We start from the raw sequence: 15,965 nt of genomic DNA on the forward strand, positions 1-15,965 counted from the left end.
CTGAGCTGACCCCTAGAGGGAGCAAGAGAGGAATCATGGCGGAGCTGACGATCCGTCCGGATGAGATCCGGAACGCGCTGGAGCGCTTCGTCCAGTCGTACGAGCCTGAGGCCGCCGCGCGCGAAGAGGTCGGCACCGTCGTCGATTCCGGCGACGGTATCGCCCACGTCGAGGGCCTGCCCTCCGCGATGGCGAACGAACTCCTGGAGTTCGAGGACGGTACCCGTGGCCTGGCTCTGAACCTGGACGTGCGCGAGATCGGCGCCGTTGTCCTGGGTGACTTCAGCAAGATCGAGGAGGGCCAGAAGGTCCGCCGTACCGGCGAGGTCCTCTCGGTCCCGGTCGGCGACGGCTTCCTCGGCCGCGTCGTCGACTCGCTGGGCAACCCGCTGGACGGCAAGGGCGCCATCGAGTCGACCGAGCGCCGCGCGCTGGAGTTGCAGGCCCCCTCGGTGGTGCAGCGGCAGGAGGTCAACGAGCCCCTCCAGACCGGCATCAAGGCCATCGACTCGATGACCCCGATCGGCCGCGGCCAGCGCCAGCTGATCATCGGTGACCGGCAGACCGGCAAGACCACGGTCTGCGTGGACACCATCATCAACCAGAAGGAGAACTGGGCGTCCGGCGACGAGAAGCAGCAGGTCCGCTGCATCTACGTCGCGATCGGCCAGAAGGGCTCCACGATCGCCAACGTGCGCCGCCAGCTCGAAGAGGCGGGCGCGCTGGAGTACACCACGATCGTGGCGGCCCCCGCCTCCGACCCCGCGGGCTTCAAGTACATCGCCCCCTACACCGGGTCGGCGATCGGGCAGCACTGGATGTACCAGGGCAAGCACGTCCTGATCGTCTTCGACGACCTGTCCAAGCAGGCCGAGGCGTACCGCGCGGTGTCGCTGCTGCTGCGCCGCCCGCCGGGCCGCGAGGCGTACCCCGGTGACGTCTTCTACCTGCACTCGCGCCTGCTGGAGCGCTGCGCGAAGCTGTCGGACGACCTCGGCGCCGGCTCGATGACGGGCCTGCCGATCGTCGAGACCAAGGGCAACGACGTGTCGGCCTACATCCCGACCAACGTCATCTCCATCACCGACGGGCAGTGCTTCCTGGAGACCGACCTGTTCAACCAGGGCGTCCGGCCGGCGATCAACGTCGGCATCTCGGTCTCCCGGGTCGGCGGCACCGCGCAGATCAAGGCGATGCGCAAGGTCTCCGGAACGCTGCGGCTCGCGCTGTCGCAGTTCCGCGACCTGGAGGCGTTCGCCGCGTTCGCCTCCGACCTCGACGCCGCGTCCCGCGCGCAGCTCGACCGCGGCGCCCGCCTCGTGGAGCTGCTCAAGCAGCCGCAGGGCAGCCCGTTCCCGGTGGAGCAGGAGGTCGTGTCGGTGTGGGCCGGCACCTCCGGCGAGCTCGACGACGTCCCGGCCGAGGACGTGCGCCGCTTCGAGCGCGAGTTCCTCGACTACATGGAGCGCGAGGAGTCGGGCCTGCTCGGCGGCATCCGGGAGACCGGGCAGCTCTCCGACGACGGACTGACCGGCCTGAAGAACGCCATCACGGAGTTCAAGAAGGGCTTCCAGACGAGCGCGGGCGACCTGCTCGGCGAGGACGAGTCGATCGAGCCCATCGACGACGAGGCCGTCGAGCAGGAGACGATCACCCGCGTCACGAAGGACTGATCGGCGATGGCCCAGGTTCGTGAACTCCGGCAGCAGATCAAGTCGGTCAAGTCGACCGCGAAGATCACGCGTGCCCAGGAGATGATCGCCACCTCGCGGATCGTCAAGGCCCAGCAGGCGGTGGCGGCCTCCAAGCCGTACGCCGACCAGATCACGCAGGCGCTGTCGGCGCTGGTCAGCCACCATGTGGGCATCGACCACCCGCTGCTGCGCGAGCAGCCCGAGGACAACCGCAGCGCGGTGCTGATCGTGACCAGCGACCGCGGTTTCTGCGGGGCCTACAACGCCAACGTGATCCGCGAGGCCGAGTCGCTCATCAAGGCGCTGCGCGAGCAGGGCCGGGAGCCGGTTCCGTACGTCGTCGGCAACAAGGGCATCACGTGGTACCGGTTCCGGGGCCGCGAGGTGAACGGGACCTGGCACGGCTTCAGCGACCGTCCCGCGTTCGCCGACGCCGAGACGATCGGGCGGCGGCTCGTCCAGGACTTCCTGAAGTCCGACGCCGAGGGCGGGGTCGGCGAGATCCACGTCGTCTACACCGAGTTCGTCTCGATGCTGACGCAGCAGGTGCAGGTCCGGCGGCTGATGCCGCTGGAGATCGAGGAACGGCACGGGGGCGAGCAGGGCTCGGTCCCGCCGTCCTACGACTTCGAACCGACCGCGGAGGCCGCTCTCGATCTGCTGCTGCCGAACTACGTCGAGAGCCGCATCTTCCACATGCTGCTCCAGTCGGCCGCCTCGTTCCAGGCCGCGGTGCGGCGGGCGATGAAGTCGGCGACCGACAATGCCAATGAACTGATCGGGGTCTACACGCGCCAGATGAACCAGGCACGGCAGGCCCAGATCACCCAGGAAATCAGCGAGATCGTCGGTGGGGCCAACGCACTCGCCGATTCTGGCGGGGAGTGAGAATGACTGCTCAGGTAGAAACGGCGACCGCCACAGGGCGCGTCGTCAGGGTCATCGGCCCGGTCGTCGACGTGGAGTTCCCCGCCGACGCCATCCCCGGCATCTACAACGCCCTGCGCGTCGAGGTGACGCTGGCCGGCGAGACGCGGACGCTGACGCTGGAGGTCGCCCAGGACCTCGGCGACAACATGGTCCGCGCCATCTCCATGCAGCCGACCGACGGCATGGTGCGCGGCACGGCGGTCACCGACACCGGAGAGCCGATCTCGGTGCCGGTCGGCGACGTCACCAAGGGCCACGTGTGGAACGCCCTCGGCGAGCCGCTGGACGTCCCGGCGGCCTCGCTGGAGATCAACGAGCGCTGGGGCATCCACCGCAGCGCGCCGCCGTTCGACCAGCTCGAGTCGCGCACCGAGATGCTGGAGACCGGCATCAAGGTCATCGACCTGCTCAGCCCGTACGTCAAGGGCGGGAAGATCGGCCTGTTCGGCGGCGCGGGCGTCGGCAAGACCGTCCTCATCCAGGAGATGATCCGGCGCGTCGCCCGCAACTTCGGCGGCACCTCGGTGTTCGCCGGCGTCGGCGAGCGCACCCGCGAGGGCAACGACCTCTGGGTGGAGATGGCCGAGGCGGACGTCCTCAAGGACACCGCCCTGGTGTTCGGCCAGATGGACGAGCCGCCGGGGACCCGGCTGCGCGTCGCGCTCGGCGGGCTGACGATGGCGGAGTACTTCCGCGACGTCCAGAACCAGGACGTGATGCTGTTCATCGACAACATCTTCCGGTTCACCCAGGCGGGCTCGGAGGTCTCCACGCTGCTCGGCCGCATGCCGTCCGCGGTGGGCTACCAGCCGACCCTGGCGGACGAGATGGGCCAGCTCCAGGAGCGGATCACCTCGACCCGCGGGCACTCGATCACCTCGATGCAGGCGGTCTACGTTCCCGCGGACGACATCACCGACCCGGCGCCGCACACGGTGTTCGCGCACCTGGACGCCACCACGGAGCTGTCGCGCGACATCTCCGCGAAGGGCATCTTCCCGGCGGTGGACCCGCTGACGTCCACCTCCCGGATCATGGACCGGCAGATCCTGGGCGACGAGCACTACAACGTCGCGCAGGAGGTGAAGCGGATCCTCCAGAAGTACAAGGAGCTCCAGGACATCATCGCGATCCTCGGCATCGACGAGCTGTCCGAGGAGGACAAGGTCACGGTGCAGCGGGCGCGGCGCATCGAGCGCTTCCTGTCGCACCCGATGTACGTGGCCGAGCAGTTCACCGGCCAGCCCGGCGTGACGGTGCCGAAGGACGAGACGGTCGCCTCGTTCAAGGCCATCGCGGAGGGCAAGTACGACCACCTGCCCGAGCAGGCGTTCTTCATGTGCGGTGGCATCGAGGACGTCGAGAAGAAGGCCAGGGAGCTGGAGAAGTAGTCCGCTCCGGCGGGGCCGGGCCGCAGCGGCGCGGCCCCGCCGGGACAGCTCTGGTATGCGGAGGATGGACACGTGGCAACGTTGAAGGTCGGGCTGGTCTCGCCGGAGCGCGAGATCTGGACCGGCGAGGCCAAGATGGTGGTCGCGCAGACCATCGAGGGGCAGCTCGGCATCATGCCGGGCCACGCCCCGGTGCTGGGCGTGCTCCTCGACGGCAGTGTGGTGAAGATCGAGCCCGCCGACGGCGGCGAGTGGATCAGCGCCATGGTCGGCAGCGGCTTCTTCTCGATCGCGAACGACGAGGTGTCGGTCCTCGCCGAGCAGGCGGAGCTCGGCGCCGAGGTGGACGTCTCGGACGCGCGGCAGGCGCTCCAGGACGCGCTGAACGCGGCCGACGACTCGACGGCTGAACGCCGGGCGCGGGCTCGCCTGCGCGCGGCGGGCCAGGACGCCTAGACTCGGCGGACCGGCAAGCGAGAACGGCGGGGGTACTTGGGCGGGCACCTGGCACTGGACGCGGGCGGGGTGCTCGCCGCCGTCGTCCTGGTGGTGGCACTGGTCTTCGGGCTGATGTTCGGCCGCCGCTGGCTGTTCGTGCGCCGCGGCGGCACGGTGGAGTGCAGCCTGCGCGTGATCCCCGAGGACGGTGCCCCGGGGGTGTGGCGCCTCGGCATCGGCCGCTACAAGGGCGATGTGCTGCACTGGCACCGCGTCTTCGGTTTCCGCAGAAGGCCCCGGCAGGTGATCCACCGCCGGGGCCTCGTCGTCTCCAACCGCCGCACCCCCGATCCCGGCGAGGCCGAGGGCCTGCTGCCGGGCGTCGGGGTCATCGAGGTCCGCGACGGCGACCGGACCTTGGAACTGGCGATGGGAGCGTCCGCGCTGACGGGCTTCCTCGCCTGGCTGGAAGCCGCCCCCCCGGGCTTTCCAGTGGATCTGCACCAGCCTGAATGACGGGGGGAAGAACAGGTGGGCAAGCTTCGTTCGGGAGCCGCCGCGTGCGCGGCCGCGGTCATGGCGGCGGTCGCCGCGGCGGTCCCGGCGGCACGCGCCGCGGACGCCGGGGACACGGATCTCGCCGCGATGGTGCGGCTCGGTGACGTCCGGCGGCACATGGCGGCGTTCCAGGAGATCGCCGACCACAACGGCGGCGACCGCGCGGCCGGGAGGCCCGGCTACGAGGTCTCGGTGAAGTACGTGGCGGGCCGGCTCAGGCAGGCCGGGTTCACGCCGAGGATCCAGCGGTTCGACTTCACGTACTGGTCGGAGAAGTCCCGTCCCCTCTTCGCGCGGACGGGCCCGGGGAAGGCGCGCTACAAGCCGGGCAGGGACTTCCTGACCCTGCTGTACTCGGGGTCGGGCGACGTGACGGCCCGCGCCGTCGCCGTCGACGTCCCGGCGAGCGGGGACGGGTCGAGCGGCTGCCAGGCGTCCGACTTCGCGCGCTTCCCGAAGGGCGCGATCGCGCTGACGCAGCGGGGCTACTGCACGTTCGAGACCAAGGCCGCCAACGCCCAGGCGGCGGGCGCGGGCGCGCTGGTCCTCTACAACAAGCCGGGCGAGAAGGGCCCGGTGAAGGGGACGGTCACCAAGCCGCACCGCATCCCGGCGATCTCGGCGTCGCACCGGGTCGGGGCCGCGCTGGTCAAGGCCGCGCGGAACGGCGGGGTGCGGCTGCGGGTGCGGACCTCCGTGCGCAGCGGCAGCAAGCCCGCCGCCAACGTGATCGCCGAGACCCGGCCGGGCCGCGACGACAACGTCGTCCTGCTCGGCGCGCACCTCGACAGCGTCCGCGCGGGGCCGGGCATCAACGACAACGCGTCCGGCGCCGCCACGGCGCTCGCCGCCGCCGAGCGGATCGGCGCGCTCGGCGCGGAGCGGCTGCGCAACAAGGTCCGCTTCGCCTGGTGGGGGGCCGAGGAGGAGGGCCTGCGCGGCTCGGAGCACTACGTGTCCACGCTGGACGACGCGGACCGCCGCAAGATCGCCCTGAACCTCAACCTGGACATGCTCGGGTCGGTGAACGGCGTGCGCGGGATCTACGACGGCGACGACTCGTCCGGCGGCCGTGCGAAGCCGCCCGCGGGGTCCGGCGCGATCGAGAAGATGTTCAGGGACTACTTCGCGGGACGCGGGCTGCGGACGTCGGAGAGCGCGTTCAACGGCCGTTCCGACTACGGGCCGTTCATCAAGCGCGGCATCCCCGCGGGCGGCATCGCGACCGGCGCGGAGGGCGTCAAGACGGCCCGCGAGGCTAAGTCGTTCGGCGGGAGGGTCGGGAAGCCGTACGACCCCTGCTACCACGCCAAGTGCGACACCATGAAGAACGTCGATTTCAAGCTGCTCGACACCAACGCCGACGGGGTCGCGTTCGTCGTCCAGCGGCTGGCCTGGAGCACGCTCCCGGTGAACGGGGCGGCGCGGCGCGCGCGGATCGCGACGGGCCCCGCCCCGGCGGAACCGCTCTGGCTGGGGGACCGGCTCTTGCGCTGACGGTCAGGACGGGACGATGGTGATCCCGGCGTCCTCGGTCGTGGCCTTGATGCGGCGGTGCGAGCTGGAGTCCTGGTGGACGCGCCCGTCGATGCGCTTGGAGCCGGTCGTCGTGGACAGGCTGATCGCGTAGCCCTCGCCGGAGGGGACGCCCACCCGGATCGAACCGGTGCGCGTGCCCGCCTCGACGTCGGCGGGCGGCGCGGTGAAGCCGAGCACGACGCGGCCGTCGTCGGAACGGGCCGTCAGCCGCTCGGCGGCCAGCCCGGTCGCGGTGATCGAACCGGCGGCGGTGCGCAGCCGCGCGGTGGCGGCCCGGCCCGACACGGTGATCCTCCCGTCGTCGGTCCGGGCGGTGAGGGTATCGCTGTCGAGGGCGGAGGCGGTGATCGAGCCGGCGCGGGAGCGCAGGTCCGCGCCGGCCGCGCGGCCCGACACCCGGACCGAGCCGTCGCCGGAACGGACCGTCAGGGACCTCGCGCGCAGGCCGAGCGCGGTGATCGAGCCGTCCCGGGAGCTGAGCGCCACCGAGCCGGACAGGCCGTTGGCGGTGACCCGGCCGTCGCCGGTGTGCACCTCGACGGGCGTGGCGCGCGGCACCTCGACGCGGTAGGAGACGCCGCAGACGCTCGTGCCGAAGATGTTGGCGGAGCAGGACGCGGTCAGCGACAGCGTCGTCCCCTCCACGGCGTGCTTCGGGTGCGGCCGGTTGTGGCGGTTGGACCAGCGCAGCCTCTCCTGGACGCGGATGCCGGGGGAGTCGGTCGCCACGATCTCGACGCCTCCCTGGCCGGTGTGCACCTTGAGGGCGCGGGCGCCGGACGGGGCGGTGTACGAGCGCGTCTCGTCGTGGCGCCCGACGTCCACGTTGCCGCAGCCGCTCAGCGCCCCGGCCGCGGCCCCCACTGCGGTCAGCGCGGCCGCGCCAGCCAGGATCCTCACGTCGTTCTCCCGCCTCGTCGTCCCCCGGTACGGGCCCTAGGGCCTGTCCGGTGGATCTTCGATCGGCTGCGCGACGCGCAAGGACCACCGGACAGGTCCCAGCCTCGCCGAGGGGCCGGGTGGCACCAGGAGGCGGACCGGCGTTCCCATGGTGGGGTTAACCCCACCACCGGGGCGGCCGGGGCGGGGCGGCGGAACGGGGTCAGCGTTCGCCGCCGGGCTTCCACAGGATGTCGCCGTGGCCCGCGTTGGCGACGCGGCAGAGGATGAACAGCAGGTCGGACAGCCGGTTGAGGTAGCGGGCCGTCAGCGGGTTGACGCCGCCGTCGGGGCCGTCGCCGCCGACCGGGGCCGCGCCGTGCTCCTCGATCGCCGCCCAGGCGGACCGTTCGGCGCGGCGGGTGACGGTGCGGGCGACGTGCAGCAGGGCCGCGCCGGGCGTACCGCCGGGGAGGATGAAGCTGCGGAGCTTGTCGAGGGCGGCGTTGTGCTCGTCGCAGTCGGCTTCGAGCCGTTCGACGTAGGCGTCGTCGATGCGCAGCGGCGGGAACTCGGGGTCGGGGACGACGGGCGCGCACAGGTCGGCGCCGACGTCGAACAGCTCGTTCTGCACGCGGGTGAGGAGGGTCACCAGGGGCGCGGGCAGGGCCCCGAGGGCGATCGCCGCGCCGATCGCGGCGTTGGCCTCCTCCGCGTCGGCGTACGCGGCGAGACGGGGGTCGGTCTTGCCGGTCCGGGACGCGTCGCCGAGCGACGTGGTGCCGTCGTCGCCGGTGCGGGTGTAGATCCGGGACAGCACGACCGGTGTCTCCCTGTTCTTGGCCATGCCCGTCAGCCTAACCCCGCCGGGCTCAGAAACCGGTTCGGTAATGTCGTGCTTACCTCGTACGGTGCCGCGTCCGACGCGCGGCACGATCCCCCGGAGGCCGCCGTGTACGACTACATCATCGTGGGAGCCGGCAGCGCGGGCTGCGTCCTCGCCGCCCGGCTGAGCGAGGACCCCGGCACCCGCGTGCTGCTGCTGGAGGCGGGACCGCCCGACGACGCCCCGGAGATCCACATCCCGGCCGCCGTCGCGTCGCTGATCAAGGGCCCGTACGACTGGGACTACAGCACCACGCCGCAGGAGCACGCCGCGGACCGCAGCGTGTACTGGCCGCGCGGCCGCACCCTCGGCGGCAGCTCGTCCACCAACGCGATGATCTACATTCGCGGGAACCGGTACGACTACGACACCTGGCGCGACTCGTACGGCTGCGCGGGCTGGGGCTTCGACGACCTGCTGCCGTACTTCGCGCGCGCGGAGGACCAGCAGCGCGGCGAGTCCCCGCACCACGGCGCGGGCGGCCCGCTGCGCGTCGAGGACCTGCGGTACCGGCACCCGCTCACCCGGGCGTGGGTCGGGTCGGCCAAGGCGTACGGCCTGGCCGCCAACCCCGACTTCAACGGCGCCGAGCAGGACGGCGTCGGCTTCTACCAGGTCACCCACCGGCGCGGGAAGCGCTGGTCGACCGCCGCCGGCTACCTGCGCCCCGCCATGGACCGGCCGAACCTCACCGTCGTCACCGACGCGCTCGCCACCCGCGTGCTGATCGAGGGCGGCCGCGCCACCGGCGTCCGGTACGAGGTGCGCGGCGAGCCGCTCACGGCCCGCGCCGAGGCGGAGGTGCTGCTGTCGGGCGGCGCGGTCAACAGCCCGCAGCTGCTCATGCTGTCGGGCGTCGGCCCGGCCGACCACCTGCGCGGGCACGGCATCGACGTGGTCGCGGACTCCCCGGTCGGGCAGGGCCTCCAGGACCACCCGTTCGTGAACGTCATGTTCGCCACGCCCCGTACCAAGAACCTGTGGGAGCTGGCGAACGCCCGGTCGTTCGCGCTCTACTCCGCGCTCGGCCGCGGGCCGTACGCCTCGAACGTCGCCGAGGCGGGCGGGTTCGTCCGCACGGTCGAGGGGCTGCCCGCGCCCGACCTCCAGTACCACGTGCTGCCCACGCCGTTCGTCGACCAGGGCCTCGTCGAGCCGTCCCAGCGCCTGCTGTCGGTCATGGTCACGGCGGTCGCGATCGCGAGCCGCGGGGCGCTGACGCTCCGTTCGGCCAGCCCGTACGCCAAGCCGCTGATCGACCCGGCCTACCTCGCCGACAAGGCCGACCTGGACATCCTGGTCGCCGGGATCCGGCAGGCCCGGGAGATCGCCGCCACCGGCCCCCTCGCGGGCCTGCTCGGCGGCGAGTGGGCGCCGGGCGAGCAGGCCGCGTCGGACGAGGACCTGGCCGCGTTCGTCCGCCGCGAGTGCGCGACGCTGTTCCACCCGACCTCGACGTGCGCGATGGGCGGGGACGGCGCGGTCTGCGACCCCGAGCTGCGCGTGCGGGGCGTCGAGGGGCTGCGCGTGGTGGACGCCTCGGTCATGCCGGTCGTCCCGCGCGGCAACACCAACGCCCCGACGATCGCGATCGCCGAACGCGCCGCGGACCTGATCCGGGGCCGAACGGTCTGAGACTCCCGGCGCCGGGTCCGCACGCGGGGGGCGCCTACGATGCGACCGTGCGGACTCTGGTGCTGTGGGACGTCGACCACACCCTGCTCAGCGTCAAGGGCCTGAGCAGGGAGATCTACGCGGAGGTCTTCCAGAAGCTGACCGACCGGCCGCTGGAGACGATCGCCTCGATGGCGGGCCGGACGGACCTGTGGATCATCGCCGAGACGCTGCGGATGCACGGGATCGAGCCCGTTCCCGGTGTGCTGCGGGCGTTCACGGACGGGCTGGCGGGGGCGTTCTCGGCCCGCCGCGACGAGATCGCCGCCCGCGGTCGCGTGCTGCCCGGCGTCCGCGCGGTGCTGGAGGCCGTGGCCGCCCGGGACGACGCCGTCCAGTCGCTGCTGACCGGGAACGCGCGGCCGATCGCCGTCCACAAGACGACCGCGTTCGGCCTGCACCCGCTGATCGACTTCGACGCGGGCGCGTACGGCGAGGACCACGCCGACCGCCCGCCCCTGGTCGCCCTCGCCCAGCGCCGCGCCGCACGCCTCCACGGGCGGGCGTTCGACGCCGCGTCCACCGTCCTGGTCGGCGACACGCCCCACGACGTCACAGCGGGCCGCCTCGGCGGCGCCCGCGTGATCGCCGTCGCGACGGGCTTCTCCACCGAACCCGAACTCCGCGCCGCGGGCGCCGACATCGTCCTCCCCGACCTCACCGACACCGAAGCCGTCCTCGCCCACCTCCTCCCTTGACCCCACCCCCTCCGCTTCCCGCGCCGTAGCCTGGGTGGGGCGAGGGCGGGAGGCACTGGCGATGCGGGACGAGCGCATGGAATCGGGGCCGGACGTCGGCGCGCGGATCAGGTACTTCCGCGAGCGGCGCGGGATGTCGCGGGAGGTGCTGGGCGGGCTCGTCGGGCGTTCCGGGCGCTGGGTGAAGGCGGTGGAACGGGGGGAGATCGGGCAGCCCAAGCTTCCGCTGCTGCTCAGCGTCGCCGAAGCGCTGAAGGTGCGGGACATCGCGGAGCTGGTCGGCGGGCGGCCCATGCCCGCTGACATGTTCCGCGGACCCGGGCATCCCGCGCTGCCCGCCGTCCGCGAGGCGCTCAACGCCGTGGCCGTTCCGCCGGGTGAGCCGCCCGCGCTCGGCGCGTTGAAGGCGAGGCTGGACGCGGCGTGGCGGGCGCGGCACGCGGCGCCGGACCACCGGACGGTGCTGGGGGCGCTCCTGCCCGAGCTGGTCCGCGACGCCCGCCTCGCCGCGCACGCGTACGAGGGCGACGAGCGGCGGCGGGCCCTGGCGGTGCTCGCGGGCGTCTACAACCTCGCGCAGTTCTTCCTGGCCTATCAGCCGTCCGCCGACCTGCTGTGGCGCGTCGTGGAGCGTTCGCTCATGGCGGCCGAGGAGGCGGACGACCCGCGCGCGTTCGCGGGCGCCGTGTGGCTCGCGGCCCAGGCGCACCGCGACGCCGCCGACTTCGACGCCGCCGAGGCCGTCAACCGCGAGGCGCTGGAACGGCTCGCGCCGCGCATGGCGGACGCGGACACGGAGCTGCTCGCGCTGTGGGGCGCCCTCCACCACGAGGTCGCGTACACCGCCGCGCGGTCCGGCCGGCGCGGGACGGCGTGGCGGTGGTGGGAGAAGGCGGACGGGGTGGCACGCCGCCTGCCGCCGGGCCACTACGACCCCATGACGTCGTTCAGCCGGGTCGTCATGGGCGCGCACGCGGTGACGGTCGCGGTCGAGACGCGGCAGGGCGGCGAGGCCCTCAGACAGGCGGCCCGTACCGCGTCGGCGGAGATCCCCTCGCAACCGCGCCGCGGCCGCCACCTCATCGAGGTCGCGCGGGCGTGGCGGCTGGGCGGCGACAAGGCGGCGGCGCTCGCCTCGTTGAAAGACGCCTACGTCGCCGCGCCGGAGACCATCCGCTTCAACGGCTACGCCCGCCGCATGGCGCAGGACCTCGCAGGCGAACGCGGCGCCTTGCAGCGGGACGCCCGCGAACTCGCCGACCGCATCGGCGTCCTGGTGTAACCGAAACCAGGGGACAGGAACCCTGTCCGTCGCTGCGTTCGTGACGGCTTAGCGTCCTGAAATGGACACCGAGCGTGACATTGGTGAGGTCAAGGCGGAGCTCGGGAGGGAGTTTCCCGGGTGGCGGTTCATCGTGAGCGATCGGCGGCGCTGGTGGGCGCTGCGCGGGCCGTTGCCGCCGGAGCTGGTGAACGAGGTGGACGTCGTGGACGCCGACACCGCAGAGCAGCTCCGGGCGTTGCTGGGGGAGGTCAGGACGGGCGGGAGATCCAGCCGGTGGTGAGGACGAGGCCGGAGGGGCGGTGGACGGTGAGGAAGCCGAACGGGGGGTCGAAGGTCACTTCGACGCGGCGGGCCCGGTGGGTGGTGGTGGGCGGGGCGCCGCCGGGGGCGGCGGCGATCGCGGTGACGGCCGCGGCCTCGAAGCCGTGGGCGTCGAAGCGGGCCAGGGCGTTCTGCTTGGCCTGGCCGACGGCGAGGGGCGCGGCGCTGATCCCCGGGAAGTGGCCGCGGGACGGGTCGGTGACGGTCGCGAGGCCGAAGACGTCCGGAAGGGACAGCAGGTCGTGGGACGACGACACCGTGAACGGCGGAACGGTGAGGAGCAGCGCCGGGGCGGGGAAGGGCGACTCCTCGTAGCGGACGGTGATGCCGGGGCCGGGCGTTCCCTCGGGCAGGTCGGCGGCCGTGACGGCGGGGTGCCGGTGGTCGAGGGTCCCGATGGCGGCGGTGAGGACAGTGCCGGGGACTGGGCGCCGCGGACGAGGTGGAGGTCGATGTCGTCCGTTCCGGCGACGCAGGCCATGGTGACGGCGCCGGTCGGCGCGGCGGCGACGCAGGCCAGCCCGAGGTGGCCGGTGGAGCGGCGCAGGACGGTGTCGCCGTGGAACGGCTCGAACCACCGCGTGCGGACGGTGAGCGCGTTGGCGAGGACCAGGCGCGACTCGTCGGTCACCTCGATGGGCAGGGCGGGGATGAGGCCGCCGGTCCGTTCGGACGCCCAGGCGTCGAGGCGGCGCTGGTCCTCGCGCGGGTCGCCGGTGAGCGTGCCGCGGGTGCGGGCGGGCGGCGTCCAGGACGGGTCGAGCGCGAGGTCGTGCCGCATCCAGAGGGCGAGGGCGGAGCTGATGGCGGGGGACGCGTCGAGCAGATCGACCAGCGCCAGGCCCGCGTCGCGGGCGGACGCGGCGTCAAGGCCGACGGCCTTCTCCAGTTCGTCCCGTCCGGGACCGTCGGCGGCGGAGGCGAGCAGGGCGAGCAGCGGCCACGCGCCGGCCCCCGCGGCCACCGTGGACGACCCGGAGCAGGCCGCGGCCCAGCGGCCGGTCAGGGCGTTGGCGGCGGCGATGATCGTCTGCACAGTGGCCAGATCATGCCACTTCGGACGTACGGGGGCGACCGGCCAGCCGCGACGTACGACGTCGAGGATCTCGCGCGCGACCTCGCGGTCGGGATGGCCCGCGCCGGTGGCCTTCAGGACGTGCTGGGCCACCTCCAGCGCGGCCGACCGGTCGCCGGGATCGCCGGTGCGGCGCTAGCGGATCAGGTAGGGGTCGAGGCCGTCCTCGCCCTCCCCGGTGTCCGCGAACCGGTTGACCCGGCGCTGGACGGCGGTCGAGCGGTTCCCCGGGATCCATCGGCGCCCGCGGTGCCCGTCAAGGCCGCTGACCGTCTGCGGCCGGAAAGGAGAACGCCCCCGTCCTCAGGACGGGGGCGTGAATCGGGTGGGGGACGCGGCGGGCGTCACCGCTTGAGGGCCTTCAGGAGCCGGGCGCGGCGCGCGGCCTTCGCCTCGGCGCGGAACTCCCGTACGCGGTCGTCCACGATGACCTTGCTGAACTCCGGGCGGATCATGTGCTTCTCCTCGAACCCGCCGGGCGGCCACTCCGCCCGACATCCTCAAGGTTCGTCCTAAGGCGGTGCCCGGCACATCGGGACTACGCCTTATCTCAGGGTCCTAGGACGCCTTAGACGCCGCCTAGGACGGCTTAGGGCGGCTTAGGCGCGAAAAATGAATTGACGTGCCCCGGTGGCCTCACTAATCTGCACGGCATGTCCGACCCTGAGGCGTCCAGACTCTGAGCCACGCCCGTCCGGCAGTATCCCGCCGGACCTTTCCGGCGTTCCCGCCCGCCCGTACGCCGGGCGCTCACGTGCTCACTCATCTGACTGCGTTCCGCCATCAACGATTAACGGCGGAGTCGCGGAGTTCTGTCATGCCATTCATTTTCAGCGGCTCGGACAATGCCGCCCTGAGCCTGCGCCCTGAAATCGGGCCCGATCCTCCCTGCCTCGCCGTTTCCGCATCCGAACGACGAGAAGGGAAGACATGGCCGCCTCAGGATTCAGGAAGAAATCCCGCGCGAACACCCGTTCGCGCCGCGCCCAGTGGAAGGCCCCGATGCCCCGACTGGGGCGCTGCTCCAACCCGGCCTGCGGCGAGCTGAAGCCGCAGCACGCGGCCTGCCCGTCCTGCGGCCACTACAAGGGCCGCCAGGCACTCCGCCCGTCCAAGCCCTGACACGCCTCCGGGCCCGCCGCGAGTGCGCGGCGGGCCCGGAATTCCGTGAAGCGGGCGCCGCCTTCGACGGCCCGGCCGTACGGCGATACCGGAACGGGCCGTCACCGCGGGCCCGCCTTCTGCGGCGGCGCTCGCGTTCAGAATCGGGTGCTCGTGTCCTCGCACATGATCGTGTAGTCACCGCCGCAGTGGGTGCAGATCGCCGGTACGTGAGCGGCCGGCAGGCCGGGGACCGCGGCGAGCGCGGCGAGGTCGATGGGACCGCAGTCGCGGGGCTGGATGTGAACGGCCATGATGTCTCCTTGATCGCTCCTGATGATGTTCCGCCAGCCGTTCCGGTGACCGAACGGCCCGGCAGCAGCATCAGACCATCACCCTCCGTGACTGGATAAGAAGGGGCGGAGTGACCTCCGCCTCCCCGGCCGGCCACGCCTGGCCTCCCGCCGTGTCGACGCCCCCACCGGCAGACCGAACTCCCCGCCGCTGACGCGGATACGACGAACGGGCCCCGCCTCTCCGGGGAACGGAGACTCCTGGTCTCACGACCCGGGACGGCGGGCGGTGTCAGCGACAGCCCCCGAGGACCGCGCCGCCGCGTCCACCACGAAGAGGGCATCTCATGAACAACCCCTGGCGCGAGGCGTTCCTCGGACCCGCGTCGGAAATGGGACGGCTGCTCTCGCTCGGCGAGAGCCTCTCCAGGCTCGGGTGGGAGATCAACACGCGCGTCGGTACGACCCTGACCCGCACATGCTCACCGTGCGCGCGAAGGGGGCGGAGGTGCCCACACCGCTCAGTCGCGCCGCTTGGCCTTCGCGATCTGATCGACGCGCGCGGTCGTCATGCCCAGCTCCTCGCCGACTTCGCGCAGCGTGCGGGACTTGCGCAGCTCGATCACGTCGTCCTGGCGGATCTCCTTGATCTGCTGCTGAACTTCGGCCAGGGCGTGCAGGAGGTCGGTGGCGGCGCGGGCGCGTTCGGCGTGGCCGTCGATGGCGGTCAGGTCGGTGATGAGCCGGTCGAGGCTGCTGGTGTCCACAGCGGGAGAAACGCGTGAAAGACAAGATGGGTGCCCGCGAGGTGGTGTCCCCGATGGCGGTGATCGCGACAGCCCCCGCTCTCCTGGAGGGGAGCGGGGGCTGTGTGCTTTGTTGCGGGATTGTGGGGCTATCTCGTTGTTCCGGCGATGTTCAGTGCCGGTGTGGGCTTGTGGTGCGGCGTCAGATCTAATGGTGCAGCACCCACAGATCCCATCCCTCTTGGTCCTTGCGTTCCACGCATTGCGCGGACTCGTCGTAGTGACTTTCTATGTAGCCCTTTTCCATCCTGCAGATGCGTTCGCCGTCTGGTCCGAGTTCACCTCCGAGGCATGTCCATGCGGCGTGCGGTGAGTCACTGTTGCACGGGATGATGTGGTCGTCTTGGGCCTGGTTCGGTGAGTGCGTGTCGGCGGAGGCCGGTACGGCGGTGAGGGC

16 protein-coding genes and 1 pseudogene are annotated in these 15,965 nt (G+C 72.2%); 11 read left to right on the forward strand and 6 right to left on the reverse strand.

The window, feature by feature from the left end; translation table 11 throughout:
- Window positions 1-35: 35 nt before the first annotated feature.
- From atpA to GEV43_RS21440, 6 genes are all read left to right on the forward strand, one after another.
- On the forward strand, window positions 36-1,673 hold the full coding sequence (atpA, locus tag GEV43_RS21415; RefSeq protein ID WP_160822198.1) for a F0F1 ATP synthase subunit alpha: 1,638 nt from the start codon (window positions 36-38) through the stop codon (window positions 1,671-1,673).
- A gap of 6 nt (window positions 1,674-1,679) precedes the next feature.
- A complete protein-coding gene (locus tag GEV43_RS21420) occupies window positions 1,680-2,582 on the forward strand; it encodes a F0F1 ATP synthase subunit gamma (RefSeq protein ID WP_160822199.1) in 903 nt (300 codons plus the stop codon).
- A gap of 2 nt (window positions 2,583-2,584) precedes the next feature.
- Window positions 2,585-4,015, forward strand: coding sequence for a F0F1 ATP synthase subunit beta (atpD, locus tag GEV43_RS21425; RefSeq protein ID WP_160822200.1), 1,431 nt, complete (start codon window positions 2,585-2,587; stop codon window positions 4,013-4,015).
- A 72-nt stretch (window positions 4,016-4,087) separates the two neighbouring features.
- On the forward strand, window positions 4,088-4,471 hold the full coding sequence (locus GEV43_RS21430) for a F0F1 ATP synthase subunit epsilon (protein WP_160822201.1): 384 nt from the start codon (window positions 4,088-4,090) through the stop codon (window positions 4,469-4,471).
- 36 nt (window positions 4,472-4,507) lie between these two features.
- Window positions 4,508-4,969, forward strand: coding sequence for a DUF2550 domain-containing protein (locus GEV43_RS21435; RefSeq protein WP_160822202.1), 462 nt, complete (start codon window positions 4,508-4,510; stop codon window positions 4,967-4,969).
- A 15-nt stretch (window positions 4,970-4,984) separates the two neighbouring features.
- Window positions 4,985-6,508 carry a M28 family peptidase gene (locus GEV43_RS21440; RefSeq protein WP_160822203.1) on the forward strand — a complete coding sequence of 508 codons (1,524 nt, stop codon included), beginning with the start codon at window positions 4,985-4,987 and terminating at the stop codon, window positions 6,506-6,508.
- A 3-nt stretch (window positions 6,509-6,511) separates the two neighbouring features.
- Here GEV43_RS21440 and GEV43_RS21445 read toward each other — a convergent pair whose 3' ends face one another.
- A complete protein-coding gene (locus GEV43_RS21445) occupies window positions 6,512-7,450 on the reverse strand; it encodes a DUF4097 family beta strand repeat-containing protein (RefSeq protein WP_160822204.1) in 939 nt (312 codons plus the stop codon).
- Between the two features lie 202 nt (window positions 7,451-7,652).
- On the reverse strand, window positions 7,653-8,276 hold the full coding sequence (locus GEV43_RS21450; protein WP_160822205.1) for a cob(I)yrinic acid a,c-diamide adenosyltransferase: 624 nt from the start codon (window positions 8,274-8,276) through the stop codon (window positions 7,653-7,655).
- A 48-nt stretch (window positions 8,277-8,324) separates the two neighbouring features.
- Here GEV43_RS21450 and GEV43_RS55000 point away from each other — a divergent pair, with 48 nt between their 5' ends.
- The 4 genes from GEV43_RS55000 (at window position 8,325) to GEV43_RS21470 (ending at window position 12,252) form a co-directional block, all read left to right on the forward strand.
- Window positions 8,325-9,950 carry a GMC family oxidoreductase N-terminal domain-containing protein gene (locus GEV43_RS55000; RefSeq protein WP_309239756.1) on the forward strand — a complete coding sequence of 542 codons (1,626 nt, stop codon included), beginning with the start codon at window positions 8,325-8,327 and terminating at the stop codon, window positions 9,948-9,950.
- A 47-nt stretch (window positions 9,951-9,997) separates the two neighbouring features.
- The gene (locus tag GEV43_RS21460; RefSeq protein WP_160822206.1) at window positions 9,998-10,687 is read left to right on the forward strand and encodes a haloacid dehalogenase-like hydrolase; all 690 of its coding nucleotides are present in this window, start codon (window positions 9,998-10,000) and stop codon (window positions 10,685-10,687) included.
- Window positions 10,688-10,748: 61 nt separating this feature from the next.
- Entirely contained in the window at window positions 10,749-11,969 is a 1,221-nt protein-coding gene (locus GEV43_RS21465) for a helix-turn-helix transcriptional regulator (protein WP_206681229.1), read from the forward strand.
- A 61-nt stretch (window positions 11,970-12,030) separates the two neighbouring features.
- Complete coding sequence (locus GEV43_RS21470; RefSeq protein ID WP_160822207.1) at window positions 12,031-12,252, forward strand: hypothetical protein; 222 nt, start codon at window positions 12,031-12,033, stop codon at window positions 12,250-12,252.
- Here the strand turns inward: GEV43_RS21470 and GEV43_RS56195 are convergent.
- Both GEV43_RS56195 and GEV43_RS56200 read right to left on the reverse strand, forming a co-directional pair.
- A complete protein-coding gene (locus tag GEV43_RS56195) occupies window positions 12,221-12,871 on the reverse strand; it encodes a serpin family protein (RefSeq protein ID WP_375539101.1) in 651 nt (216 codons plus the stop codon). The two genes, GEV43_RS21470 and GEV43_RS56195, sit on opposite strands and share 32 nt — an antisense overlap.
- Window positions 12,865-13,461 (reverse strand): annotated as a pseudogene (locus GEV43_RS56200) (hypothetical protein); the annotation flags it as partial. The gene GEV43_RS56195 and the pseudogene GEV43_RS56200, both read right to left, overlap by 7 nt.
- Before the next feature lie 837 nt (window positions 13,462-14,298).
- Between GEV43_RS56200 and rpmF the strand changes: the two are divergent.
- Window positions 14,299-14,490: a 50S ribosomal protein L32 gene (rpmF, locus tag GEV43_RS21485; RefSeq protein ID WP_160822210.1), complete on the forward strand. Its 192-nt coding sequence runs from the start codon at window positions 14,299-14,301 to the stop codon at window positions 14,488-14,490.
- 137 nt (window positions 14,491-14,627) lie between these two features.
- Here the strand turns inward: rpmF and GEV43_RS46910 are convergent, their stop codons facing one another.
- Both GEV43_RS46910 and GEV43_RS21490 read right to left on the reverse strand, forming a co-directional pair.
- Complete coding sequence (locus GEV43_RS46910) at window positions 14,628-14,783, reverse strand: hypothetical protein (RefSeq protein WP_164717205.1); 156 nt, start codon at window positions 14,781-14,783, stop codon at window positions 14,628-14,630.
- Window positions 14,784-15,283: 500 nt separating this feature from the next.
- Window positions 15,284-15,529 (reverse strand): hypothetical protein, encoded by a 246-nt coding sequence (locus tag GEV43_RS21490; RefSeq protein ID WP_160822211.1) that lies wholly within the window; start codon window positions 15,527-15,529, stop codon window positions 15,284-15,286.
- Window positions 15,530-15,965: the final 436 nt, after the last annotated feature.

The sequence above is a fragment of the Actinomadura sp. J1-007 genome, assembly GCF_009793335.1.
Taxonomy (GTDB): Bacteria; Actinomycetota; Actinomycetes; order Streptosporangiales; family Streptosporangiaceae; genus Spirillospora; species Spirillospora yumaensis.